Here is a 24,438-nt window from a genome sequence, read left to right as displayed (position 1 = left end):
TGCATTATGTCGCACGTTGTACGGCATGCGGCCGCGAGATTTATCGTGTGAAATCAAAATCGTGGCGAGCGATCAGCAGCGGATAGGGGCGTATGAAACCGGCAGGGCAGAACGTGGGGACGTTGACACGCGCCGATATAGCGGAAGCGATGCATTGGCGGGTGGGCCTATCGAGAGCTGAGGGTCAGCATATGGTCGACCAGATCCTCGATCGCATGTCCGATGCGCTTGCGGCGGGTGAGAACGTGAAGATTTCGAGTTTCGGGACGTTTCTTTTGCTCGACAAGGCAGAGCGGCTCGGCCGTAATCCGAAGACCGGGAAAGAGGCGACTGTTTCGGCGCGGCGCGTAGTGACCTTCAGGCCGAGCCAGGGGCTTCGTGATCAGGTTTCGCGGCCAGCGGCCGAGTAGGTCGCGAGGCCGAGCCACGAACCGTTGCCGCCTCTAAACTGGCGCACGACGTCGCCGCGATCCCAATGGCCGCTGAAGATTCCGCGCCTGTTGATGCCGCCGACAGGCCGGGTGCGAGCGGCCAGCAGTCTGGCACGGCGGGTGTCGCGATCGAGGTGACGCAGAGGTTCCATGGTGATGATCCTTTCTGCAGGAGCGATCGCGCAGCAATCGGTCAGATCTTTATGAAGAGCCACGCATAGATGAGCGAAGCGGCGAGGGCGGCGAACAGAGTCCATGCCGCTCGAGGGGGGCCGTAGGCAGCGACGGGGATGCCGGCGATGCTGAGCGCGTAGATCAGCATCCCGGGAGCGCGCTCGGAGAAGTAGGCGCTGATGATGTAGGCGCCGAGACCAAGAAGGAGCGACCAGTGCCAGTTGAGCAAGGAGAAGCGGCGCCAGCGGTCATACCGGGTGAGTGGCGGGGCATCGGCGGGGCGAAGCTGGAAAATGCCCGATGCGCGGGTGGAGGCGACGAACAATGCCATGGGGACAACGCTGAACAGGATGGCAAGGGGGGAGGGCGGCTTTCATTTCAGGCTTCATCCTCGTCTTGACGATGGTGCTGGGTGTTGTCCCAGGCAAGGTTGATCGCGGCGCCTATGATTGCCGATGCGACCATCGCGACAACGGACCATGTTTGCCATGACCAAGGCGGTAGTTCGGTCAGATTCCCCAACAGTGTCGCGATTGTGAAGTTGGCGATGAGCAGACCCAGGACGCAAATCCATGGCGTCCACAGGGGGCGATCCAAGCGTTTTTGTCAGCATCGATGGTTCCTTTTAGTGCCATTGCCCACGGCGATGGGCAGAGCTGCATGGTTCGTCTCAGAGTCTTTGAAGCATTTGATCGACGAGCAAGGCAAGCGAAAGCGCGGCGACCTGCGGGTCGCCGGTCTGGCAAAGAGTTTGGAACAGGGGGTATCGGGATTGCCAGACCGGCGGGAACAAGACTGCATCTCGCTCGCAGGGAAAGTTTGCGTTTCAAATCCTAACGAAAGGTTAATTTCCTTCGAGGTTGAAGTTCTCGAAAATGAAAACTGACGTCATTTGAATGACAGCAGGGAGCCTTGACTAGCACGTTCGCTTAATGTTCTAAATGCGCCATAGGTCTCACCGAAGGAGGACAACCTATGAAGATGAAGGACGTATTGGAGGGGTACAATTACGATCTGCCCCTGATCGACGCGATGAACGACGCCGAACTTCGACCTTTTCGCCGGCTGCTGGCGGGAGCGCTTATGGGTGAGAGCCTGGATGCCGGGTATTTCGCGACCCGCGAAATGGCCGATGCCTATTTCGATCTGTGGAATGACGTCCGCAAGGGCGTGCGCTACGGCGAAGGGTACTTGGCTTTTGAGGAAATTCTCAAGGACAAGAACCCGCTGCAGATGAAGCTGTGGTATCTGACCTGCGAGCGCGATCTGAATGAGACCGTGAAGGACATGCGCTGGCTCGCCATCCTTGCCAACCGGCGCGGGTACATGGCGCGGGCCGTGCGTGAATCGGGGGCAGATGTGCTGCATGTAGCGGCACGCAATCTGGTCGTGGGCAAGACGCCCGCCGAACTGGTGGCGGACAAGACGGTCTGGAATTGAGCGCTCAGGCTACGAGCGCGAGGATGGTTTCCGGCTCGATCGGCTGATGCCGTGAGACGCGGAAGGGTTGCAAGGGGTTGTCGGTGCGCACGACGAACTGGTCGGCGCCGGTAGTGTCGCGAAGCTGACAGGCGACGGCATAGCACTTCTCGAACGAGGTGAGATGGCGGCGGCGGGCTGAGAGAGGCGAGATTGTCATAGGTTAGTCCTTCGGGTGATGTCCGTCGGGTGATGTGCGCAAATGCGCGGGAACGAGCCATACAGGTTCGTTCATGTTAAATTGACCCATTGCGATGTATCGTGCTTGCAGCCGGAATCGACGTTCAAGCGTTGCTACGGTCGATCCACGGTAATGCATGGGTCTCATTCAATCGACGGGGTCGAAGCCGCTGCTACGTTTTCGGCCCCGTTACACTGAACATCGGCGCTTGCATCCCCGCAAATTTCATGGCTTGATATCAATCCCTCAAACAAAGCCCGTCTACGCTCTTTTGCTCGCGATCTGCGCCGAATGCTGTTCAACCTTCGGGATAGATCACAGCGTTTTTTGCAATTTGATTTGGACATCAGGCGTTCTTCGGCGTGAAAAGATTTCATCCACAGAGGGGGCAATCAGTCGCTGGCTTTCACGGCCAGAATATCGAAACGTCGCCGAGAGCGACAGCGTCCGGTCCAGGCTATGAGTGTAGGACGCACTGAGATCGAACCAAGACGCCTTGCGGATTTGATACTCCCGCGAGCGGCTATTGTAAGACCACTGGAGTTGCGCCACATCGCCAGCCACGCTGCCGCGATCTTTGCCACTCCACTCCAACGTCCCGTTCGTCGAATAGCGAAATGTGCGCTGCATATCCTGGCCATCCGTAAGTTCAACCGGCGTATGCTCACTGAAAAGGTTGGCGCTTGCACTCGCTTTGATTTCGGGAAGAATAGGGAATGTGATGTCGAACTGTGCGCCGCTGTTCCAGCGATTCCCCGAATTCACGTAGCTGTAGGCGTTACTACCCTCCGCATTGACGACATAACTCTTGCTCCATAGCCGACGCGTTTCTCGCAAGTAGATCGTGGCCCCCAGTTCAACATTGCCGGGCCGAAACTGGGCGCTGATTTCGTACGCGTTGGTGCTCTGGTCTTTGAGGAGGGGATTTCCCTCAAAAACATTGTAGGTATCCTCGACAGTCGCAAAAGGCCGCAAATATTCCAGCGGCACCCTGTCGATCCGTTTGCTGAAGCTGGCAGCGAACTGCAGCTGCTTGCTACCCTGGTAACTGGCGTGAAAACTTGGGAAGATATCTGCGCGCCTAATGCGTACATCGTCCCCGCCAGGACTCGAAATCTGGCGCTCATTGGCTTCGCCGCGGAGACCCGGTGCCAACGTCAGTAGCCCGAACGTTTGCTGGAAAGAGACATATCCAGAAAACGTCCTGCTGCGTGCGTCGTAGGAATCTTCCATGTCAGAACCAAACGAACCGCTGCGGTCAGGGCTGCTGAACTTATAATCCTGGTTTGTATCATCGACGTGCCAAGCGCTGCCTAACGAAAGGATTTGGCCCACAGCCACCGGATGTTTCCAGTCGATCTGCGCGTCAATCGATGTCGCCGGTTTTCGTAGATCGATGCGATAGCGGCGGCCGTCACTGAAACGCGCATTAGTCACATCTCGGACGCCCGGGTTGGTGTAAAATTGAAGGGTTGCATTCAATGCTTCGCCTTCCCTCGCACCTGAATGGTCGACGTTTAACTCTCCAGTGATGAAACTCGCGACGCTACTGAGACGACGATGCTCTGAAAAGGGCATAAAATCAGGAGTAACGGCCAGATAGTCGACCCTGTCAGATATAATATCGTGACCGCCGCCGCCACCAATTTGCGCTGAGATGCTCGTTCTTGCGTCCAGCTTATATGTTGCCTTGCCACTCACACGACCGACGGTACCATCATATGCGTATAGTCCAACTTCACTATTGACCGTAGCCGCATCACTATCAGATCTTAGGATGCTCCTCTGCCGACGATAAGTCCGGCGGAGTATGGTGCCGATGTTGCCCCCCGCCTTCAATTGGTAGGTCCAATCTCCGTGTTTGTAATCTAGCGTCGTATCAACAAGGGCATAACCGTAGCTTGATTCCTCGAGGCTTGCATTGCCAGTGAGACCCTCACCCCGCGTCTTTCGCAGCACCAGATTGATAACACCGCCTGCGCCCTCCGATGAAAACTGCGCCGATGCGTTGGTAATTACCTCGATCCGCTCTATATCGCTGCCATGCACCGTGCGGAGGTATTGCGTCGGATCACCCAGATAAGGGCGACCGTCAACGTATATCCGGGTCATTCCGGCCCCCAGAACAAGGACCCGTCCGTCGGGCGTAACCGTCACCGCCGGCAGACCGCGGAGCAATTGCACGACGTTTTTTTGGGCTGAGTGGGGAGTGTCGCGGACTTGGTAGGTCCGTCGATCTATCTTGAGAGCTTCTGCAGTCCGCGCCCCTATGACCTCGATGACATCGTTAATATCTTCGGAAACCTCGGAAGGGACATCGATCGGCGGTTCAGCTGCAAGCAAAAGTTCTCACCCTGAAATAAAAAGGTTCATGTGATATAAATGGCATGTCATAAATAGCCCATTAGAGTGAAGTCAATGTTGTGACTAATCGGCCAAGAGGCAGACGCGGCTACTACGAGGCGCTGCTTATGATTCGGCATACGACAGCGCTCACGCGTTAGTCGGCCTAGCTGGTGGCCGCAAAAGATGCCCTCGAGGAATCATTTCCATTCAAACCCGGCAAAGCGTTTGACCACCTCCATCTCGGTGCGCCAAGTGAATGGGGTAGGGGTGACGTGACCCCCGGATTTTCCTCCAAGCTTGATTAGAGTCTGGCCTGATGGAAGGACGGACGAATGAAGCGAGCAAGGTTCACAGAAGAACAGATCATCGGCGTGCTGAAGGAGCAGGAGGCTGGCGCGAAGACTGCCGACCTGGCTCGTCGCCACGGGGTATCGGAAGCGACGATCTACAACTGGAAGGCCAAGTATGGCGGTCTGGAGGTCTCGGAGGCCAAGCGGCTACGGTCGCTCGAGGACGAGAACGCCAAGCTGAAGCGACTGCTGGCCGAGGCGATGCTGGATAACGCCGGTCTGAAGGATCTTCTCGCAAAAAATTGGTGACGCCCGCTGCCAAGCGAGAGGCGGTCGCTCGTCTCCAGGCGGTTCTGGGGATGAGCGAGCGGCGGGCGTGCCGTGTTATCGGCGCAGACCGGAAGAGCATGCGTTACCGGTCACAGCGGGAAGATGATGCCGATCTTCGGGCGAAGCTGCGGGAGCTTGCGCAGCAGCGCCGCCGGTTTGGCTATCGTCGGCTGCACATTCTGCTGCGACGTGAGGGCGTGGTGATCAACCGCAAGAAGACGCAGCGGCTCTATAGTGAGGAGAAACCGGCGGCGTGCCATCGGCGCACGGGCACCGGCTCCCGTGCTGGCGCTACCCAACCAACGGTGGAGCTTGGACTTCGTCCATGATCAGTTGGCGACGGGGCGTCGTTTCCGGGTGCTCAACATCGTCGACGATGTAACCCGCGAGTGCCTGCGCGCAGTGCCGGACACGTCGATCTCAGGGCGTCGGGTGGTGCGTGAACTCACCGAACTGATCGCCGAGCGCGGCAAGCCTGGGATGATTGTCAGCGACAACGTCCTGGGTAGGGAAGCAACGGCGAGATTTGGCCAGCAGGTCTCTATGCGCCGACAATGATCGGCACGGCATGCATTCTGAGCCAGATGGCTTCCACCGTCAACGGGATCGCTCTCTGCCATAGCAAACACAGGATCCAGCGGCGCCGAAGCAGCCGTGGTCCTCACCGTCCTTAGAATGAGATACGCACCCAGGTGGAAGGCCCGAACATTATCTACAGGGTCGCTTTCGCGCCCTCACGGCACTTGCAGAGAGGGGTCCTTCCACCTGGCACCCGGCCGTTCGACGAACGGCCGGTACTCTGTCCCCGTCTTGACGACGGCGTGAGCCACGCGCGCCATCTTGGCGGTGAGCGCCGTCATCGCCTTGCGGCGGCGATCGGCATCGTCCGCGTGCCCGGCAGTGTATCGTCCGAGCTTGTCGCGGAAGCTGTTGTCGCGCTGACGCGCGGCGACCTGAGCTGCCATCCAGAATGTACGACGCAATCGCGCATTGCCGTACTTGGATAGCTTCGTGCGACCGCGAAACGTGCCGGACTGGCAAGTTGCAAGATCGAGGCCGCAGAACTTGAGGAACTGGCGATGATGGTTGAAGCGGCGAAGGTCGCCTGCCTCAGCCAGGATCGTCAGGGCGTTGATCGGACCGATGCCAGGAATATTGCGCAGCAGCCGGTAATCCACATGCTCGGCAAGCCGGGCATGGGCGAGCCGTTCGATCTCGTCGCGCTGGTGTATGAGGCTGCGACCTTGCGCGATGACCATGCGAAACATGGTGATCGCGATCGAGTCCTCGGGCACCGGCAACGCCGCAGAACTGCGGGCGGTCTCATACACATCGTTGATCAAACGGGCTTTGGAGACCTTGCGCCCGATCAGAGGCCATACCGCGGCAGAGAATTCTTCCCGATCAAGCGAGGTGATGCTGGCCAGGTCGGGAACCGTTCGATCATCGCCAAGAACCAATCCGACCGACTGTTGCCGGCGAAGCGCGCGATCTCGGGAAAATACAGGGGGAGGTAATGGGTCAAGATGCGATGCCAGGTTTGCGTCTTCATTCTGGAGACGACCTCGTGGGTCTTGGACAGCTCTTGAAGGTCGTTGATCCCAGCGGCGAGCGGATCGACGTAGCGCTGTGTGGCGCCGATCCGCAGCATGTGGAGGATCACCTGCGCGTCCTTGGAATCGTTCTTGTCCCAGCCATTATGGAGCGCTTCGCGGGTTCGAGCGAGCGCGACTGATGAGATGAGGCGCAGTTCGAACCCCGCGGTCAGCAGTCTGTGCGCCAGCGTGCGATGGTAATTTCCAGTCGCTTCAAATCCAACGACGATAGGACGACCGATGGCGGCGAGCTGTTCGGCAAAGCCGTCGTAGTCCTCCTTGGTCGCCATAACGGTCATACGTCGGCGCCGCCCGCCTTCCGGTCGCTCGATGAGAACCTCCTGCCGGTTCTGGGACATATCGATGGCTACCAGCACGGCATCGGCAGGCGTAGGGATGAGCTTGGTCATGGTCGGTTGGCCTCCAAAGTGTTGTCTCGACAACTTCACTTTAGACACATGCTGGCCGGCCATGGCTTGCCCTGATGAAGCCGGCGGCCGCTTCGCGACCTTGTCTTCATCAGGGCCATAGCGGCTCCCGATCCGGCGTTTCCCAATGTGCTACGGCACCGAGCTGACGTCGAACGCCGTCCTTGCCTGGTGTGGCGAGATCGGCGTGGAGTGGCACTACATCGCCCCGGGCAAGCCGATGCAGAATGGCTACGTCGAGAGCTTCAACGGTGGCATGCGCGACGAACTGCTCAACGAGACCCTGTTCCTGAGTTTGGACCATGCCCGTGTGGTGATCTCCGCCTGGGCAGAGGATTACAACCAGCAGAGACCGCACTCATCCCTTGGATACGAGACCCCAGCGGCCTTCGCCGCCGAACTGCAAAAGCAATGGCCTGCTCCGCTGCGCCCTCCGGGCTCCGCTCCACAGGCCATTGCTTCATCCGCGCTCATGCGCAACAAAGCTGCCCGGCTCTAATCCCGACTGGAGTAAATCCGGGGGTCACGTCAGGCCTTCTGTACACGCCCGCTGGGAAGATCGTCGCGACATTTGATCCTGATTCCCTTTTGTAAGGCCACCGGACTCGTTTTTGACGCTCGTGTGTGGGATAGGTAACCCTGACAACAACTCACAGCTGTCCATCTTCTGTAAGCTACCCCCTCGGGTGTCACTCATCCGATAGGGCAACCTACCTTTGCTTTTGACAGCGATTTAGTTCACTATTTCTGAACATCTTATCGACAGAGTTTTCCACAATCACACGTTAGCAGCTAGACTCCTAATCACTGTCGATCTGCCCGTTCCGGCCCGAAAGTGGCAAGAGGATCGTCCGCGATGCGATCGAGCTTTGCTTCGATCGTTTCCATGGCCGGTGTCTCGACCTCGGCCGCAGGCCGGTGACGCCGGTAGTGGGTGATGCTTCGCCCGCTGAAAAGTCCGCCTGGCAGCCGAGGACGCGCTTGCTTTGCTGTTCGAGTTGATAGGCTCGGCGCCAGTGGTCATCAGGGGTGAGGGGGCGCGCTGGCGCAGGTTCGGAATAGACGATCGCCATAAGCTCGGCGAACTCTTCGGGCGAGACTGTGGCAAGTTTGCGATTGTATCGCATGCCCCCAGCCCGAAGCGCTTTACTAGCTTGGGTCATGGGTTGTGACCCCCGAAATGGCTGGCCACCGCCGTTAGATGTGCAGCGAGCGCCCGTTCAGCATCGGCCGGGTCGGGCAGCGAGGCGACCGGGAAAAGGCAGGGATACCGGAAATCCAAACGGGCATGGTAATCCGACAGATGACGGATCAGCCGTGACGCGTCGGCCGAGATCAGTTGGGAATCCGGGCACTGCCTGAGGTAGGACAGCTCCGCCCCATAAAGATCGTGACTCATGAAATGCATGAGGTCCATCTCGTCGAAGCCGTACTTTTTGAGCAGCGACTTCAACGACAGCTCCAGGGCGTGACCCACGCTCTGCCAGAACGGTGCTTCACACTGGTTCCCGTCCAGCAATGTGCGGGTGGCACGGCCATACTCGAGCGCCATTCGCAGATATCGGACGCCCAAATCTTCATCGCTGCGAGATTGCTTACGCATTGGTTTCTCCTCGAGGCTGATTGAAGTGCTCCTTTCGCGGCCAGGGTTGACCTACAGCGGGCGTGACCCTAGAACGGCAATCGCTCTAAGCTGTTGTAATTTAACATAAGTCTTATTATCGCGCCGCCGTTTTGTAAGCCCCAGATAGAAATGACACCCCTCCGCTAGATAGAAATGACACTGCCTGTGTGGTCTGCGGAATGTCGGTGGCATGGTTTTCCTGCTGGTCAGGAGAACGCAGCTATGACGGTGCTGGCGATGAGCCATGGTGAACTTTCGCGATTTGATACGTTGATGCGCGTGGAGCGCGGAGAGCTCCGGGTTGATGATGCAGCAACGGTACTTGGCCTGAAGCGCCGCCAGGTTTTCCGGTTGCTCGATCGGTTGAGATCCGATGGTGCTGCCGGTCTTGTTTCCCGCAAACGCGGCCGACCGAGCAATCGGAGGCACAGCGATACGTTTCGTGAGCGTGTTCTTGGCATCGTTCGTGATCATTATGCTGATTTCGGACCCACGCTGGCGCGCGAGTATCTGATCGAGCGCCATGGCATCAAGGTCTCTTGCGAGACATTGCGACGGTTGATGATCGAGGCGGGTCTGTGGAAGGATCGCGAAGCGCGGCGCCCGCGTCCTTACCAGCCTCGCTATCGCCGGGATTGTCGCGGCGAGCTGATCCAGATCGATGGCTCCAAGCATTGGTGGTTCGAGGATCGCGGACCACAATGCACCCTGCTCGTCTATATCGATGATGCGACCAGCGAACTGATGCACCTCAAGATGGTCGAGAGCGAGAGTACTTTCTCCTACATGGATGCAACGCGGGAATACATCGAGACCCACGGCAAGCCGGTGGCCTTCTATTCAGACAAGCATTCTGTGTTCCGCAACAATACAGCGTCGGCCAGAGGCGATGGCATGACGCATTTCGGGCGGGCGATGGAGGCACTCAACATCGAGATAATCTGCGCGCACTCGCCGCAGGCCAAGGGTCGCGTAGAGCGCGCCAATGCGACGCTGCAGGATCGACTGGTCAAGGCAATGAGGCTGGAAGGCATCTCGACCATCGCCGAAGCGAACGCGTTCCTACCCGTTTACATGGCCGCGCATAATGCCAAGTTCGCCAAGGCAGCTTTCGACGAACGTGATGTTCATCGCCCGCTGGCATTGCACGAGAATCTGCGCACCGAGATGGTGTGGCGGGAATGGCGTTCGGTCACGTCCTCGCTGACGCTGCATTACAACAAGGCGATGTTCATTCTTGAGCCGACCGAGATCAGCCGCCCGCTCGCCGGCAAGCGAGTGGAAGTTTGCGAGTTTCCTGACGGCGCGCTGGAGATCCGGCACGGGGATCACTCCCTGCCCTACCGCGTGTTCGACAAGATCCGTCAGGTCAATCAGGCTGCGATCGTCGATAACAAGCACCTGGACGCAGCGCTGGCTATGGCGAAGCTGCTGCAGGAGCAGTTGCCGGCGCGCAAACGCAACAACAACGAACCGTGCCGCAGTTCGCAAGGACCGCACCTTTTCCCGGCTCCCGCATCATCAGGAGCAGCAGAGCCGGTAAAGCGCCGCCGCGGGCGCCCTCCTCTTGCCCGGCGCAATCCCACCGTGGCTTACATGAAGGAACGGACGGGATAGGCGAGACAGCGCTTAAAACCGGCCTTTCCGGTTACGCCCCCTAGCGGACATAGCAGTTCGTCTGCCAACACCGTTTTTTAAATGGAGGTAACGTTGTGGACGATCAGTATCTGAGCCGAACAATAGCAATCGCAGTGGGCGGACTGGAGGAAGAAGGCGAACTGGTAGTCACGTCATCGAGTGTCGAACCGATTGCGAATAAGCTGGCCGAAGCAGTGCTCAGCGTGGTGCCACATACGTCTTTGTCACTCGAAGAATTGGTTGGCGTCAGATGCCTCATTCTGCATGCAATCTCGGATAAGAAATTTTTCGATTGGGAGGTTCCCACTCTCACGGGTTTCACCGCCGAGGAGTTCAAACTTATCGCGGAGAAATTGCCTATCGACTGATGCGCATGACCGCTTTCCACCCCTTATCGCCATACACGCGAGCAAACGTGAAGCGCGAAAGCGGCCATTGAGGGGGCCCACTGCAGAGCAGCGGGTCCGGGCGCCTCAACGATGGACCTGAGCACCAGCAGGGTCAGCGCTGCGCAAGGTCGCAGGGCTACGCGCTGCCCCTGCTGCATCCGGGGGTGACATCTCTATCTGGCGGAAATAGTGTCTTCTCTAAATAGCAGGAACACGTTTCGGGGTGTTGCCCGCAAGGCTGGTGCGTGAGATCACCACGCTTCCAGTGTCGAAGGAGCGCGGATGATGGAGCCCAAACATATGACCGACAAAGAGTTGGTCGACGCCTAGGACAAAGTCGAAGACGGTGAACACCTGAACGATTTTGAAAAGGCCATTCTCGATGAAATCGAGCGGCGCAATATCGATCTGTCGAAATCCGTTAGGGTTATGACGATTTGTTGCAGCAACAGCCAAGCGTCTTGAACGAGATCGTATTGGTGTTAGAGGCGCTGGCAGGTGCCGGGTAAACGCGACCGCCCGGCACCGCCACCATTATTATCGAGCCTTAAATATCCGCGCTGGCTCTTAGCGCCGGTTTACCGATCGCCCACTGCGGCTGAGAAATTCGGTCACGATCTTTTGAAAAAAGCCGGGCGTTACCATCCCATAGCGATAATCGCCGTTGGCATGCGCCCGGACATCGAAGCCCATCCAATCGAAACTGTTCGCCTCCGATACGACGACGGAGCTGGTTTCGGGATATGGCAGACCCATGGCCCTTCCAACGTCCCCGGGTATCGGAATCGCGTTGGAGGGGTTGATCTCGCCTTTGGTCGTGACGGCCAAAACGATATAGCCCTTGCCATCAGCGGCGATGACGATGACGGGGCGATCCTTGACGCCTTCGTCTCGGCCAGCGGCTTGCTCGGCAGCAAACAGGTAGACGTAGTTTATGACCTCGCCGCGCCGGGGCGGCAGATCATTACTGCTGCCAGTCGAAACGGCCTGCTGCGATTTCGGCTTCGCTTGGGAGGCTGGCTTCAACACGCGCCGCGTCGTCATCGGTCATAGTCTCACTGGTGAACACCCGGCGATTGGCGTGCATCGCTTCAAGCGCTGCTGCAGCGCGATCGAGGTAGTCGATGCTGACGACGGCTGCATAGCGCCGCCTGTTCTTCGTCAGCACGACTGGCCCGAGCTGGCTTTGATCGACAACGGTGCCGGGATGATTATGAAAATCGGTAAGAGCAACGGATGCGAAGCTCTCGGCATTGGTGGCCATGATAATCTCCGTCGAAGCCTTCCAGCCAATATAGCCAGAATGGCCAGAATAGCAATGCCGGCTGTAGGCGGCGGGCTAAGCGCGACCGGCCCGTCACCGGCAACTTATTTCAAGCGAGTAGCAGGCCTGTCCCGATCAGTATCAAGCCAGCCAGGCGCAAGGTCCACTTGCCTAAGGGCGTCAGGCCAAAGTCGCCGATTATCGTGGAGGCCACAACGATGACCCCGAAGACGCTGATCGTCAGGAATGAGGCCGTTTGCATAGATCTTATTCCGTCCTGGGCGTGATCTTCACCCGGCGCGCCAGAATATTGGCAGCGACCTGACGGTAGATTTTTTCGGGCATGACGCCGATAACCGGGCTGCCGCTAGCGCCCGATCGCACGTCAGGCCCGACCCATGTGAACTCGTTCACATCGTTCCAGACGATACGGCTTCGCACATCCAAGCGCAGATGCTCGATCACGCGCTGGGGCAATTCGACCGAGTGCTCGGGAAAATAGTCGCGCGTCGTCAGCGGCACTGTGATGACGCGCAAGCGTCCGTGCTTCAGGTACGTACCAACAACCTTACAGGGTCGGATTTTCCGGCCGTCTTCCTCGCCTCGGTCGTGCTCGTGCCGCCAGAGGTAGGGATAGTTGATGACCTCGCCCGGGCGCGGTTCAGTCCAGGAGCTTGTTGGCATCGTAGGACTCGGGCACTGGCTGGGCATTGGCGATCGCGTTGAACGCATCGTCGCTCAGTTCCTCGGGAGCGAGCGCGATGTGGTCGAGCCGCGCCAGGCGTTCGTACTCTGCTGCAGGGAGCATGACGACGCGCGCGGCGCCATTGCGCTCGACCGCGATCGGATGGGTCATGGCTTCATCGTAGTAAAAGCCGAAGCGCTTCGAGACTTCGCTCGAGCGGAAGGTTTCGATGGACAAGCTCATGGCCTGATCTCCTGCTATCGCGCAGATACCGCGCAATCCGTACAACTATCGACATTCCGTATAATACGGAATGCCCGGAATTGCAATTGCAGGTCAAAGATCCTCGCGGACCATGATGGTCATGACGCGGCGCGTGACGCTTACGTCAGTGGGGTCAGGAGAACCCCATTTCAGGTCGGCGTCGTAGGCGTCGATCTGGAAATAGACCGTCGTTCCCCCATATTCGATCTGGCCACGGTCGCGCTCGGTCCTGTCGCCCTCGGGATAGGTGAACTTGCGGACTTCGGCGAGGATCTGGGCCTGGGCGACAAGCTCGGCCATGGTATTGTCAGCGAAAGTGCCAAGGCAGGTGCGGGTAATGACGATCCGCCCGGTACGGTCGAGGCCGTGCCGGCAGCGATCGTTGAGACTGGCGATGATTTCCCGCTCGGACATGCCGGCGATGGCAGTTGCGAGAGACATGGCAATTCTCCTGTAGGTCAGGCGGCGAGACGGGGACGCTGTGATGCGGGCACCGCAGCGTTGAAGCGTTCGATCCAGCTGCGCATGGTCGGGCGCTCATCGACGGGGATCGAAGCGGCGACGTCCTGAAACCGGATCAGGTCGAGCGGGGCCTCGCTGATGATCCGGTCGATGTCCTCGGCGAGTAGTAGCCCCTCGTGGCGGATGAAATCCGTCATACGGCCCGGCCGCGCCTTGGTGGTCTTGCGCCAGAGGCCCTCGACCGTTCGCAGTCGCGGTGCCGCCCTCGCCTCCACCAGAACGATCAGTCGCAGACACCATGCAGGAAGGTCGCGGATCTCGTGGGCGCGGTTGGCTGTGCAGAGCCAGCAAGCGCTCTTATTCGGGACCGGCAGACCTTCGGCCTCGATGCGGCGGATGCAGGCATCGCGATCCCAGCCCCAATCCCGAAGGGGATACTGGCATTCGTAGAGTGGATCGTCGATCGACAGGGCATGGTTGGCGCGCAAGGTGTCTCTTGGACCGGCATCGTAGCCGATCAGGCGGATCACCCGCTGGCCGCGAGCCCATGCGTCCTGGGCGGGTTTCCATGTCTTCAGGAATGCGTCCTGTGGAGCCTTCTTATATTTCAACGAACAGCTTGATCCACCGACTTTTGCTCGGCAAAGTCGCGTTGGTGAGGCACATTTCCAGCAGCGAATAATAGGGTGGCCAGTGCTTGAAGCGCTTGGGCTGGTAGCGCACGATCTCGTGGCGGATGCCGCGCGCGGCCATCCATGGCCGGATCACGTCGAGGTACTCGTAAGTGGACGGTTTCTCGACGCCGGTATCAGCAGTCAATACCAGGTCAGGAACTTTGCCTTGCGCGACAAGCTCCACCAAAAGTGCGGTGGAATCGACACCGACGCCATAGGCGAGGACAGTCGGCGCCCGAGGCGGCAGGATGTAGTCCGGGACGCGGGAGCCCCCGTCCACGGCCTTGGCAGTGATCTTCGCGCCCGTCATGTCGAGGCCCTGGGGTGATGGTCCCAATCGAACTCGGGCAGTTCGTCGATCTGGGGCCCATCACAGTCCCACATGATCCATGCGCAGTTTTCGCGCTTGGCGATGTGGATGGCAGAGCGGATCTCGAGGGGAACGCCCTCGGCCTCGGTTATGCCGACGTCGTCGCAGACGTGCATGAACCAGCCATAGTCGTCCTTGTCGAAGCAGGTCCAGGGACAGTGCGGCATCCAGTTCGTGGCCGTGGCGGGGCTCATGTGGATGGTGCCGAGCACGAGTATCCTGGCGATCTCGAGAGGCGGCGGGACGTGGACGGCCTGGGCGAGCGCGACGGGAGGCATGAAGGCGTCCTCCCCGATTTCGTCGGTGACGACGATCGGGGGTACGGGAAATTCGGCCTCGTCGAGATAGACGTTCACCGCGGCGAGACTGCCGAGCGCCTCGATCTTGGCGCGATCGACATAGGCGGTGCCGTCTTCGCTGCAGGGATAGATGATCGGATCGCCGGTCCCGGTAAAGACCACCTTCTCCGGGCCCCATTGCCCGGTGAAGCCGTAGGAGGAGCGCACGAACGGTGCGCCGTGTACCTGGCAGATCGGTTCCAGTTCCTTGAAGGTGCCATTGGCGACTTCGTGGGCATAGAGGCGCAGGGGCTGGCCTTCGGCAAGGTCGGCGTCCGTGAAAGGTTCGCCGTCCCAATCTGTGGACAGGGCCTCGGCCGCAATAGCGGCCGAGAGGGTCTGCCAGAGGGAGAGGCTGATGGTGCCGCCGATCGTGATCGACGCGGAAACGCGGTCTACCATGGTCCCGCCCTCAGCGCAGTTCTTCGAGGACATCGGCGCAAAGTTGCGCATCCTCGCGGGCAAGCCGTTCGACGCGCGGCATGTCGCCCATGTCGATCACTTCGTAATTGTCGGACATGAAGGTCCAGTCTTCCTCGCGGAAGTCGTCATGCCAGCACCAGGTTCCGTCGGGCCAGAGGACGAGCTTGATGCCTTCGTTGGCGTGCGGGGCGGCAGCCGGCTGAGTTTTGGGGCACATGCTGCATCTCCTGCTGGCGCGGAAAATCCTTGCCTTCGCCTTCACCCCTCCCCCTTTCCTTTCGCGGCCTCGGGCAGATTCAGGATGTCAGCGAGTGTCGGAGGGGCTGGCCTGCGGGGGCGACGGCCGAAGGCGAGGCCCTGCTTTGCGGCATATTTGTGCAGAGCATCGACTTCACGGCCGAGCGCCGCGGCAAGATCCGTGAGGCTGATGCCATGCTCATGCGCGATCCGCAGCGCGGCCAGATGGTCGCTCGTCCAGCGCTGGCGCCCTGCATGCGCAAGGCCGAGGATATTCGCGCGTGTGAAGATGGCCGCGCGGGTACGCCCCATCTGGCGGGCCAGTTCAGGTGTCGGGATCTTGCCGTAGTCGCGGCGAAGCCGTGCTTCGTCGGCCTCGGACCAGTCAGGACCAAGGCGGAAGCCTTTGGACCGGGCATGGGGGCCGCGAAGGTTCAGATATTCCGCTCGCCAGCGGATCGAGAAGACCGATCGACCCAGACGATTGCGAAGATGCGTCAGGCTGGCCTTGTCGCGATAGGCTTTGATGAGCAGTTCATCTTCCTCGGGCATCCAGACGCGGCCCCAGCCCTTGCCCTGCCCGGTGCGTTTCATCAGTCCCTGAAGCGACGACTTGGTGCGGGTCGGGAATCCTTCCGTGCCAAGGATCGTGCCGATCTCAGCGTAGCTGTGTCCGGCTTCAACAAATTCGGTGGCGCGTTCGATCTCGGCGTTTGTCCAGCCCTTGGGGGTGCTGGCATGCTTGATGCCCAGCTTGCCGGCACGGCTATAGACACCGGAATGGGGTCTGCCGATTATCAGGGCGACCTGTGCTGTCGGAATGTCGGCGGCAAAGCCGGCGCGCAGCTGTGCATCTTCCCATGGCGTCCATGCCGGTGCTGCCGCTTCGCTGAGGCCAAGGATCGCGGCACGGGCATAGACCGCGCCACATGAGCGTCCGTACCGCGCCGCAATAGTGGCTGCAGGCTCCTTTCCATAAGTCTGGATCAGTTCGTGGTCTTCAAGCTCGTTCCAGGGACGTGTCGAATGACGGCGCAGGCCAAGGTTGCAGACCTTGTCCCTGACACCATGCAGGCCGCGCCCCAGGGCCTCGGCGATTTCGGGCATCGGGGTGTCACCGTTGAACAGCTGACGCAGGGTGCGAACCTCCTGCGGGGTCCAGCTGTCGGATCGGTACTGCATCTCGCCCAGCGGCGCTGATACCTTCGGTACCGGTTCCCCGAGTGAAACAAGCTCGACGATGATGGCTGCGGTGTCGTCGCTCATGACAGACCCACCACATGCACATCGCTGAGACGGGCGCGCAGCCGCGTATGGAGGCGCGCCATGCGGTCATCGGCCCGTGGCATCGTATCCACGGCCGAAAGCGCGGAGAGGACGTCCAGCGCCTGATCCACGGCCTCGCGCGAGATGCCAAGATGCTTGGCCAGTTCGTTGGCCGTCGTGGCGTTGGGGGAAATCCCTTTCAGCGCCAGGCAGATTGCCGTGGCCGTGGGTGCGATGGGATCGAGCAGGAAGGCATCGAGGGCGCGGCTGCCGCGAGACTTCAGGCTGTCGTCGCGCTGGCTCGGCGCTTCGCGAAGATGCTCGAGGTCGAGGAGCTTCTGAGCCTCGGAATGGTCGAGGTCGGCCGCTCCATGCAGCTGAGGGGTGGCGCCGAGATGTTCGGTGATGGTCTGGTCGATCTTGGCCATGATCGGGGTGCGGGTGAGCGCGGGGCCGAAGGCGTAGAACTCGCCGGCGCGCAAGGTACGCAGCTTTTCGGCTTCGCTGCGGCTGAATCCCAGAATGTCGGCGGCGCGGATGATGTCGCGGTCGAAGACATTGATGCCGATGAGGAAGTTCTGAAGCTCGGAGACGACGGAGCTGGACAGCTTGGCAAGGCGCTGTGTCGCGATGATGGGCGCGATGCCGCGTTTGCGGCCTCGGGCGCACAAGTCGGTGAGCGTGGCGACGCCGAGACGGCGGGTTTCCGCATCGCGGGCGGAACCGGCTTGATGGGGGGCAAGCAGGTGTCCTTCGTCGATCGCGACGAGAACCGTGTGCTTCCAGTCCTCGCGCGGAGCACCGACGAGACCGGCGAAGAAGGCCGATGCCTTGATGATCCGTTGTTCGGGGTCGAGGTCGGTGAGATCCAGATGAAGGGCGATGCGATGGTGACGCGCGCGGGTTGCGGCGGCGGTCAGGCCATCGGCAGCGATTTCAACGGCCTTGAGCGTCGTCGCGCCGATGTGCGCGGCGAGATTGCCGAACTCGCCTTCGGGATCGACGATCATGGTCTGAACGTAGTCGAAAGCCTCTTCGACGATGCGGCGCATGGTCTGGCTCTTGCCGGCACCGGACCCGCCCTGGACAAGCATGCGTCCCGCAAGGACGCCGTCGAGATCCAGTTCGAGGGGGCCGTAGGACGTTTGGCCGATGGGAACCGCGCAGCGTGGCGGCGCTGGCGGTCCCGGCAGTTTCACGACGTTGGACATGGGGCGGCTCCTTTCGGGTTGCTCGCCTGTCCCTTCCCCCTCTCCTCAATTCGGCACTGGCCCCCGAGGCGGCTTCGGCCTCGGACTCAGGGCATTACATGAAAGGGGCACTGATATACGCTTGCGCCCATCCAAGCCGCTCGACCGCAAAATTACTAAGCTTGGAACCGGACCGTCGGATTATGACGGGGCCTTGGACAGAGCCGCCATTCACGGAGCCGCTGCTGAACGGCAGAGTATGCCATGACCTGCCGTTGGCCTGTGGAGGCTGGATCGACCGGACGAACGTCCGGTTCCAGGCTAGCTATCGCGGCGCCGGGATAGCCGACTTGGGTGGTTAGCTTCCGTTAGATTGCTTTTCTGACTTCGCTCGTAGGGGCCACAGCAGAGAACCGATGACGACCCCAGCACTTACAGCCGCTAACCGCTCCCAAGTCGCGAACCACGGGAAAAACACTCTGAGGCCGAGCCAGAGCAGGGCATTGATTGCCAACATACCAAGCAGGCTGGGTAGAAATCGCTGAAATGGCATCTGCGTTGGCCTTATCAATCATCAACAGTTAGCAAGCCAAACGCAATCTGACGAAATGAGAAAGCGACGGCAATGGGGCGCGTCCGGTCGGGCTGCTTTTCTTTCCATGCGGCAGGAAACAGGCAGGCCGCTATGGAGCGCCGCCATCTCCCTCCTGACTAGCCGAAAGGGGTGGAAAGCCGACGGTTGACCTAGCGGTTCACATCCAGTTTTTTATCGCCGCCCCGCAGCCGCATTATCACTGCGATTTTGCCGTCCTTGATGTCGTATGCGACTGCGTCGTAAGACCAACAACAGTGGGACGGGATAACGCCTCCCCAACTCGCCATTGAATTAAAATACTCTGTAAAAAGAAGTCGTCCTGTCGAGGAATACCCAGACGAAATTGTAAATGAAACTCCTTCGGCGACCAACTTTTTCCCGAAAATATCCAGCCATTTGGCCTTGTTGGCAGCGATCAGCTTGCCGTCTTCAAAAACCTGCAAGTCGTCAGAAAGGAGTGAAGCGTAGGCCTTCGCGTCTTTGGCTTCGATGGCAGCGACCAACCGAGCACCAAGATCGTCTTGGCCAGGCAAAGACGGCGGCGGAGGAACCTGCGCTAAAGCGAGCGCGGGGGTCAAAAGCATCACGGCGGCGACACACAGTTTGATCCGCATTGTTATCTCTCCTCGCCGAATTGCGCCTGATGGGGACCATAGCGCACCAAAGCAGTGTCCGGAACGGGGCGTTTGCCGCTGGACCGCTCACCGGGTTAAATTAATTCAAGGCGGTCATTCCCCTTCCGAGCGCCGGCTTGCCGTCGCCTGATGACCGGGAAGGGGACAAAGGCGAGCTAGTCTTTCGTGTTTGTATAGCGGTACTCATGCTGGCCATCCCGGATTACAAGCGGCTGTGCCCCCGGCCCGGGGTTTGCCGTAAACTCATACCCACTGTTTGCAGGCGCGATCGTTACGTAGGACGTAGTCCCATCTGAATTGCGCTTGGATGCGACCTCGCTCTCCCACCCCGGGAACTGGAAAATGCGTCGTTCATCAACGGATCGCACGATTATGCGGCCCAGCTCGGGACTGATATACTCCCTTCCCAAATGGCCGTCATCTGGCGGGGTAGTTAAATCGGCTCTGAGTTGCCGCAACTGACCGAGCCGCATGGTGGCAGCGCTCGCCAGATCACCTTCCGCTTGAGGAATACAGTCATAAAGAACCTCGAGCAGCCTTCGCATAAACGGTGCTACCATACGGCTGCCACTGTTTGAATTGGTTAGAAGCACGGCCCCGATGCCCGCGTCGGGAATGAAGAGCAAATCTGTCTGGTAGCCAGGCATGCCACCGCCGTGGTGGTATACGGGTACCCCCCAGCTAGTGTCTTCGACCAAGCCTAATCCATACCGGCTATTCTTGCCGATCGGCACGCCCGGCTTTCGTCGTTCCAACATATTTGTTCGAGAAAACAGCGACGGCCCCTCTGGGGAGGCACCAGTGAGAAGCTCGTTCCTGACATACAGGGCCATATCATGCGCAGAGGACCAAGCGCCGCCCGCCGGCCGGTAAGGGGCGATAAGATACTCAAATGCCAGATCGGCCGGAACGGTCGAGCCCCTAAGGTTCTCTCCGTGCGGTGAAGCATGATCACCTGACAAAGCGATATCGGTCGAGAAGGTCGTGTCTGTCATACCCAAAGGCCTGAAGACCTTATCTTGCATTGCACGATCGTAGGCGGTTCCGATCTCCTTGTCGGGATACAGCACATGCCCCGCGACATAGCCTGCAGCCGCTGCCAGCGTGTTGCTGTACTGAAAGGTCGAGCCAAAGCCACTCGTGGGGTTGGTCGTCGCCAGTTCACTGAACACAATTGACGCTGGCGTTTCGCGAGATCGGCCGAAAGCCCATTCGAAGTCTCGCCTCGGAAGCCCAGTGCAAGCGCAAACCAGCTGCCTGACAAGCACTTTGGATGTGAGGTCAGGATCCCCCAACCTGAAGTCTGCATAAGCGCTGGCGACCGGCTGATCCCAAGACAGACGCCCCTCATCAACGAGCTTGGCGAGAAGCAAAGTCGTCATGCCCTTCGTGTTGGATGCGACAAGGAATCGGGTATGCATATTGATCTGATCTGATCGTCCGACCTCGCGGACGCCGAAACCACCTTCGTAAACGATCTTCTTATTCTGGATCAGAGCCAGGGCGACACCCGGGATCTCGAGCCGTTTCATGGCGTCAGACACAAACGCCTTAATGGTGTGCACGCGCTTCGCATCCAGCTTGTGAGCATTACGGCCTGCGAAGCTCTCCCTGACATAGCCAGCGGGCTGTAGCGTATCCCAGACTGAACCAAAGGCCGCACCGCGTCGCTCAGCGACGTCCTCCGCGGAGCTCTGTATCAGCACGGTCCACCGGCCCTTGCTCAGGTGGGGCGCAGCCACAACCACCGTATGCAGGGATGGGGGAACTTGATAGTCGACGATGGCACTCGCTTCCCACCCGTCTCGCCCGGCGCGATTTGATACAAGGCGAACGGGCCAAGGTTGTGTGGGACCAAGCACCTTCCACGCCGCTGCAGCGGCCACAGCTGCATCTGGCTGCGCGCCAACTTCGACGATGGCAATGAAGTTGGTCTGTTCGGCGGGCCGAAGGATGGTGGCTTCCTCGCGCCGCTCGACGCTCCATCCATCGGGCACGCTGAATTGGGCCGGTTGGGGGGACGAACCAGAAATATCGCCGGTCTTTAAGCCAGGATCGTCAGATTTAACAGCTTTCCCTTGCGCCAGTGCTCCGCAAGGGAATGAGAGTATGGCGCAGGCCACTATTCCAAATGTGAGTGCCGACTGAATTTGTCTCATTGCGCACAAACCTCATCCAAGGATCTGTAGTCCGACTAGGCTATGATGGGTGAATCAGACCCCAACAAGCGGTCAGGCAGTAACCGCCTGCAAGCGGACATTGATTCCCCCGTCAACCATGGCCAGGCGAAGGACCGCTGGCGGCGTAACCCGCCGTTCTTCTGGCAAATTGGGAACGACCGGGTCTGGTCGGCACCCGCCTCGCGCGAGCGTCGGCTATCCCCGCACCCCGGCTCCAAACCGGATGGTCGCCTACCGGCCCAGGCAGTCTGCCGCGAGTGCACGGAAAACAGGTGTTGCCGACGCCAGCGGTCGCTAGCGCATCTCCGTGCCCGTTTATGTAACGCCCCCGGGCCGGGCAGTGAACTCGGAAGACGCATAGGCGCGCCAGAGATGGCCTTCGGCCTCGATCTGGTGTTCGAAGGTGCGGATCGAATTTCCGACGGTGACGATCAGGCCCTTCTCTTCATCCAGTTAGATGTGGCCGGGTTCGTAGAGACGGCCAGGCCGGATGCAGGGTTCGTTGTCGCCCATCTCGCAACCGGCGGCTGCCAGGTCGGGTACGGTGATGCCGGTGCAGCGCCACAGGTCGAAGCGTTCGCCTTCGGCGCTGGCGGTCATGTAGCGCTCTCTGGCGATCGTCCATGCCGCGTTGACGTGATCTAGGTCATCACCGATGTCCGTGATCGCGCCGCGGGCGATCAGCTGATCGCCGCGATAGGTGAGCCACACGGCCAGCATGACCATGTTGACATCGAGGTGATCGTGCGACGCGCAGCACCCCGGCGTGATCGTCTGGTTGGTGAGGCGCATGGTCTGCCATTCTTCAGGCGTCAGTTGGTGGGCGAGAGCCTTGGCGAAGGCGCATGCAAGCGTTTCGCGGTTGGCGTGCTCCATAGCCTCGGCGTGATTCTCGCCGGTGTAGATCGCCTCAAGCTCGTCTTCGGCATTGCGGCGATAGAGGCCGAAGCGCGGCTCGCCTGCGATTTCGCGGAGCGCAGGCTCGGGATAGTCGATCCACATTTCGACCAGCTCACCCATCGGCCCGGTGCAGACTTCGAAGCTGGGCTTGGTGTCGTTGCGCCAGCTCTTGTCGGTCCAGTTCCCCGGAATGGGCGGCATGCTGGCAATGGGATAGTCAGGGAATTGCAAAGCCCACCGGGTTTCGACTTCGTGAGTGGTGTAGCCGAAGGCCAGCGAAACAAAGCCACCCTCAGCCTTCAGCGCCTTGACGGATGCGATCAACTCGCGGTCACCGTCGGCACTCGAAAGCAGTTCGGCGCGAACATGCGGCCAGGTATGTTCGGCCACGCTGATGTTGAGGAAGCCGTTCCATTCACGGTCATCGGTGTAGCCGGGGAAGATCGTGCCTTCGCCGAACGACCACGAGACTTCGCGGCGCCCGCCTGCGTCGCGCGCTTTTGCGCGGGGCGAGGACTTTGGCTCGGCCTTGTCGAGCATCAGCACCAGAATGGAGGGGCGATCCGCTTCATCCAGAGGGCGGGAATCGAGGATATGGCGGCCACCCCGCCCGATGCCGAATGCGTTGAAGGTGGGCGAATGTCCGCCATTGGCATTGGCGCACTTCGTCCCGGCATCATGGTACTGAATATCTACGAATCCTGCTGGGCTTCGTTCGCGATCGGGCATGAAGCAGAAGGTCACGCGGCGGCCGTCGCTTGTTTTTGCGGTGATCGTGAACTCACCATCGGGAACGTCGATGGGCTTGTGCGGGACGTCATTGAACCCGGCGAAACCAATCGCGACAGCGTCAGCTCGGGTCATGATGGGAAGGTCAGTGATAAGGGCCATGACAGTTTCCTTTCGTAAGGGAGGTCAGGCAGCGCGGCGCTGCTCCATGAGATCGGCAAAGCGGTCCCGCACGGCGCGGGCGGTCGGAAAGCGGTTGGCAAGCTGGTGGCGCGCGAGGATCGGCGCGCGGGCCTCGGTAATGGCCGCGGCCTCGGGCAATGTCGGCAGGCGCGGCGGCCACCCCCTGACGTATCGCAGACCCTTGGGCATCGCGCCCTCGGCCTCGCGGCGCCGCTGCGCGTCGATCTTGGCGGCCGCGATGCGGATCTGCAGGTCGGGCGGCAAGAGATCAGGTGCGGTGTCCGCAAGCCAGCGTGCCGGTTGAAACGAGAACGTCGACGTCGCCTCGAGGTCGCACAGGTGGATCAGTGCATCGCGGTTGGCGGGAGCGCTGGCCGATGCGCGGGCGTCGGCGATCGACTGCAGCACGCAGAAACGGCAAGAAAGCCGCGAACTGGAGTAGCAGGTATAGGCTTCGTGAAGCGGGATGCCGAGATGGCGGTGTGCGGCGAAGACTTCGGCCGTCGTCCATTCGACGATGGGATGCCAGAGCATCATGCGCGTGCCATGGGCATTGCCGACACCGGCATAGCGCGTGTCATCCTTCCATTCCGGGGCTTTGGACCGCGCGGTGCTTTCATCACGGCGGATGCCAAGGACGTTGATGATGGTCTCGCCGCGCAGTGTGCGCGCCAGGTGCGGGCCGATGACATGGGCCTTGGCCTCGGAGGTGCAGAAGCGCAGCGAAGCCGAGGACCATGGACCGATCAGGTTGTAGGTTTCGAGGGCCTCGTAGCGGCGCTTGCCGTTCTCGAAGCGCTGTGCCCAGCGGTCGAACAGGTCGCCGGCGTTACGGCGCACGACGCAGAGCGGTAGATCCGCAAGTGCTGCGAGCCGTTCGACCATGGCGGGCGTGCTCTCCCATTCGGCGCGGCCGAGGTCGGCATGGATAACCAGGCGACGGTTTCGGGGATGGCAGAGCTGATCCAGCACGATCGAGACGGCGAACATCGCGGCCGAGGAATCCTTGCCGCCCGAGACGTTGAAGACGATCCAGGCACCGGCCTCGATCGCGGCGCGGATCTCGGCAGGCAGGACGAGCGAAGACAGTCCTGCCGGCGCGGTGCCGGCAGGCTGCAGATGCTGATGCAGCATGGGA

General features: G+C 60.1%; 24 protein-coding genes and 4 pseudogenes. 7 read left to right on the top strand and 21 right to left on the bottom strand.

The window, feature by feature from the left end; all coding sequences use genetic code 11:
• The first annotated feature begins 92 nt into the window (after positions 1 to 92).
• Positions 93 to 410: an integration host factor subunit alpha gene (locus tag ACFFDA_RS10720; protein ID WP_404479123.1), complete on the top strand. Its 318-nt coding sequence runs from the start codon at positions 93 to 95 to the stop codon at positions 408 to 410.
• Here the strand turns inward: ACFFDA_RS10720 and ACFFDA_RS10715 are convergent.
• Together ACFFDA_RS10715 and ACFFDA_RS10710 are read right to left on the bottom strand one after the other, a co-directional pair.
• Positions 383 to 583 (bottom strand): hypothetical protein, encoded by a 201-nt coding sequence (locus ACFFDA_RS10715; RefSeq protein WP_404479122.1) that lies wholly within the window; start codon positions 581 to 583, stop codon positions 383 to 385. The two genes, ACFFDA_RS10720 and ACFFDA_RS10715, sit on opposite strands and share 28 nt — an antisense overlap.
• A gap of 41 nt (positions 584 to 624) precedes the next feature.
• Positions 625 to 936, bottom strand: a complete 312-nt coding sequence (locus tag ACFFDA_RS10710) for a hypothetical protein (protein WP_404479120.1) — start codon at positions 934 to 936, stop codon at positions 625 to 627.
• Positions 937 to 1,050: 114 nt separating this feature from the next.
• Here ACFFDA_RS10710 and ACFFDA_RS10705 point away from each other — a divergent pair, with 114 nt between their 5' ends.
• Both ACFFDA_RS10705 and ACFFDA_RS10700 read left to right on the top strand, forming a co-directional pair.
• On the top strand, positions 1,051 to 1,491 hold the full coding sequence (locus tag ACFFDA_RS10705; RefSeq protein ID WP_404479118.1) for a hypothetical protein: 441 nt from the start codon (positions 1,051 to 1,053) through the stop codon (positions 1,489 to 1,491).
• Between the two features lie 89 nt (positions 1,492 to 1,580).
• Positions 1,581 to 2,045: a hypothetical protein gene (locus ACFFDA_RS10700; protein ID WP_404479116.1), complete on the top strand. Its 465-nt coding sequence runs from the start codon at positions 1,581 to 1,583 to the stop codon at positions 2,043 to 2,045.
• A 4-nt stretch (positions 2,046 to 2,049) separates the two neighbouring features.
• Here the strand turns inward: ACFFDA_RS10700 and ACFFDA_RS10695 are convergent, their stop codons facing one another.
• Together ACFFDA_RS10695 and ACFFDA_RS10690 are read right to left on the bottom strand one after the other, a co-directional pair.
• Positions 2,050 to 2,244, bottom strand: coding sequence for a hypothetical protein (locus tag ACFFDA_RS10695; protein ID WP_404479114.1), 195 nt, complete (start codon positions 2,242 to 2,244; stop codon positions 2,050 to 2,052).
• A gap of 336 nt (positions 2,245 to 2,580) precedes the next feature.
• Positions 2,581 to 4,608, bottom strand: coding sequence for a TonB-dependent receptor (locus ACFFDA_RS10690; RefSeq protein ID WP_404479112.1), 2,028 nt, complete (start codon positions 4,606 to 4,608; stop codon positions 2,581 to 2,583).
• A 335-nt stretch (positions 4,609 to 4,943) separates the two neighbouring features.
• Between ACFFDA_RS10690 and ACFFDA_RS10685 the strand changes: the two are divergent.
• Positions 4,944 to 5,753: pseudogene (locus ACFFDA_RS10685) on the top strand (IS3 family transposase); the annotation flags it as partial.
• A 190-nt stretch (positions 5,754 to 5,943) separates the two neighbouring features.
• Here ACFFDA_RS10685 and ACFFDA_RS10680 read toward each other — a convergent pair.
• Positions 5,944 to 7,236 (bottom strand): annotated as a pseudogene (locus ACFFDA_RS10680) (IS110 family transposase).
• A 154-nt stretch (positions 7,237 to 7,390) separates the two neighbouring features.
• Here ACFFDA_RS10680 and ACFFDA_RS10675 point away from each other — a divergent pair.
• A pseudogene (locus tag ACFFDA_RS10675) lies at positions 7,391 to 7,753 on the top strand (transposase); the annotation flags it as partial.
• A gap of 660 nt (positions 7,754 to 8,413) precedes the next feature.
• Here the strand turns inward: ACFFDA_RS10675 and ACFFDA_RS10670 are convergent.
• Positions 8,414 to 8,857, bottom strand: coding sequence for a hypothetical protein (locus tag ACFFDA_RS10670; RefSeq protein ID WP_404479110.1), 444 nt, complete (start codon positions 8,855 to 8,857; stop codon positions 8,414 to 8,416).
• A gap of 243 nt (positions 8,858 to 9,100) precedes the next feature.
• Between ACFFDA_RS10670 and ACFFDA_RS10665 the strand changes: the two genes are divergently transcribed.
• Both ACFFDA_RS10665 and ACFFDA_RS10660 read left to right on the top strand, forming a co-directional pair.
• Complete coding sequence (locus ACFFDA_RS10665; protein ID WP_404479108.1) at positions 9,101 to 10,495, top strand: ISNCY family transposase; 1,395 nt, start codon at positions 9,101 to 9,103, stop codon at positions 10,493 to 10,495.
• A gap of 95 nt (positions 10,496 to 10,590) precedes the next feature.
• The gene (locus tag ACFFDA_RS10660; protein ID WP_404479106.1) at positions 10,591 to 10,884 is read left to right on the top strand and encodes a hypothetical protein; all 294 of its coding nucleotides are present in this window, start codon (positions 10,591 to 10,593) and stop codon (positions 10,882 to 10,884) included.
• A gap of 219 nt (positions 10,885 to 11,103) precedes the next feature.
• Here the strand turns inward: ACFFDA_RS10660 and ACFFDA_RS10655 are convergent, their stop codons facing one another.
• The 15 genes and pseudogenes from ACFFDA_RS10655 to ACFFDA_RS10585 form a co-directional block, all read right to left on the bottom strand.
• Positions 11,104 to 11,361: a hypothetical protein gene (locus ACFFDA_RS10655; protein WP_404479105.1), complete on the bottom strand. Its 258-nt coding sequence runs from the start codon at positions 11,359 to 11,361 to the stop codon at positions 11,104 to 11,106.
• Positions 11,362 to 11,472: 111 nt separating this feature from the next.
• Positions 11,473 to 11,949 (bottom strand): hypothetical protein, encoded by a 477-nt coding sequence (locus ACFFDA_RS10650; RefSeq protein WP_404479103.1) that lies wholly within the window; start codon positions 11,947 to 11,949, stop codon positions 11,473 to 11,475.
• Positions 11,870 to 12,169, bottom strand: a complete 300-nt coding sequence (locus ACFFDA_RS10645; protein ID WP_404479101.1) for a type II toxin-antitoxin system prevent-host-death family antitoxin — start codon at positions 12,167 to 12,169, stop codon at positions 11,870 to 11,872. The genes ACFFDA_RS10650 and ACFFDA_RS10645 overlap by 80 nt, the downstream gene beginning before the upstream one ends.
• Positions 12,170 to 12,436: 267 nt before the next feature.
• On the bottom strand, positions 12,437 to 12,706 hold the full coding sequence (locus ACFFDA_RS10640) for a hypothetical protein (RefSeq protein WP_404479100.1): 270 nt from the start codon (positions 12,704 to 12,706) through the stop codon (positions 12,437 to 12,439).
• 124 nt (positions 12,707 to 12,830) lie between these two features.
• A complete protein-coding gene (locus ACFFDA_RS10635) occupies positions 12,831 to 13,097 on the bottom strand; it encodes a type II toxin-antitoxin system Phd/YefM family antitoxin (protein WP_285019708.1) in 267 nt (88 codons plus the stop codon).
• A 93-nt stretch (positions 13,098 to 13,190) separates the two neighbouring features.
• On the bottom strand, positions 13,191 to 13,559 hold the full coding sequence (locus tag ACFFDA_RS10630) for a DUF3768 domain-containing protein (RefSeq protein ID WP_404479099.1): 369 nt from the start codon (positions 13,557 to 13,559) through the stop codon (positions 13,191 to 13,193).
• A 17-nt stretch (positions 13,560 to 13,576) separates the two neighbouring features.
• Positions 13,577 to 14,564, bottom strand: a pseudogene (locus ACFFDA_RS10625) (hypothetical protein).
• Positions 14,561 to 15,364 carry a hypothetical protein gene (locus ACFFDA_RS10620; protein WP_404479097.1) on the bottom strand — a complete coding sequence of 268 codons (804 nt, stop codon included), beginning with the start codon at positions 15,362 to 15,364 and terminating at the stop codon, positions 14,561 to 14,563. Before ACFFDA_RS10620 ends, ACFFDA_RS10625 begins: the two are co-directional and overlap by 4 nt.
• 10 nt (positions 15,365 to 15,374) lie before the next feature.
• Positions 15,375 to 15,602 carry a hypothetical protein gene (locus ACFFDA_RS10615; protein ID WP_404479096.1) on the bottom strand — a complete coding sequence of 76 codons (228 nt, stop codon included), beginning with the start codon at positions 15,600 to 15,602 and terminating at the stop codon, positions 15,375 to 15,377.
• A 41-nt stretch (positions 15,603 to 15,643) separates the two neighbouring features.
• A complete protein-coding gene (locus ACFFDA_RS10610) occupies positions 15,644 to 16,888 on the bottom strand; it encodes a hypothetical protein (protein WP_404479094.1) in 1,245 nt (414 codons plus the stop codon).
• Entirely contained in the window at positions 16,885 to 18,099 is a 1,215-nt protein-coding gene (locus ACFFDA_RS10605) for a helicase HerA domain-containing protein (protein ID WP_404479092.1), read from the bottom strand. Before ACFFDA_RS10605 ends, ACFFDA_RS10610 begins: the two co-directional genes overlap by 4 nt.
• Before the next feature lie 723 nt (positions 18,100 to 18,822).
• Positions 18,823 to 19,287, bottom strand: coding sequence for a hypothetical protein (locus ACFFDA_RS10600; protein ID WP_404479090.1), 465 nt, complete (start codon positions 19,285 to 19,287; stop codon positions 18,823 to 18,825).
• A gap of 176 nt (positions 19,288 to 19,463) precedes the next feature.
• The gene (locus tag ACFFDA_RS10595; protein ID WP_404479088.1) at positions 19,464 to 21,467 is read right to left on the bottom strand and encodes a serine hydrolase domain-containing protein; all 2,004 of its coding nucleotides are present in this window, start codon (positions 21,465 to 21,467) and stop codon (positions 19,464 to 19,466) included.
• Between the two features lie 474 nt (positions 21,468 to 21,941).
• Positions 21,942 to 23,279 (bottom strand): hypothetical protein, encoded by a 1,338-nt coding sequence (locus tag ACFFDA_RS10590; protein ID WP_404479087.1) that lies wholly within the window; start codon positions 23,277 to 23,279, stop codon positions 21,942 to 21,944.
• Between the two features lie 24 nt (positions 23,280 to 23,303).
• Positions 23,304 to 24,434 carry a phosphoadenosine phosphosulfate reductase family protein gene (locus ACFFDA_RS10585; protein WP_404479086.1) on the bottom strand — a complete coding sequence of 377 codons (1,131 nt, stop codon included), beginning with the start codon at positions 24,432 to 24,434 and terminating at the stop codon, positions 23,304 to 23,306.
• Positions 24,435 to 24,438 lie beyond the last annotated feature (4 nt).

This window comes from Novosphingobium sp. BL-52-GroH, from assembly GCF_044813085.1.
GTDB lineage: Bacteria > Pseudomonadota > Alphaproteobacteria > Sphingomonadales > Sphingomonadaceae > Novosphingobium.
Note: the sequence above shows the minus strand (reverse complement) of the source record. Positions and strands in the feature narration are given on the sequence as shown.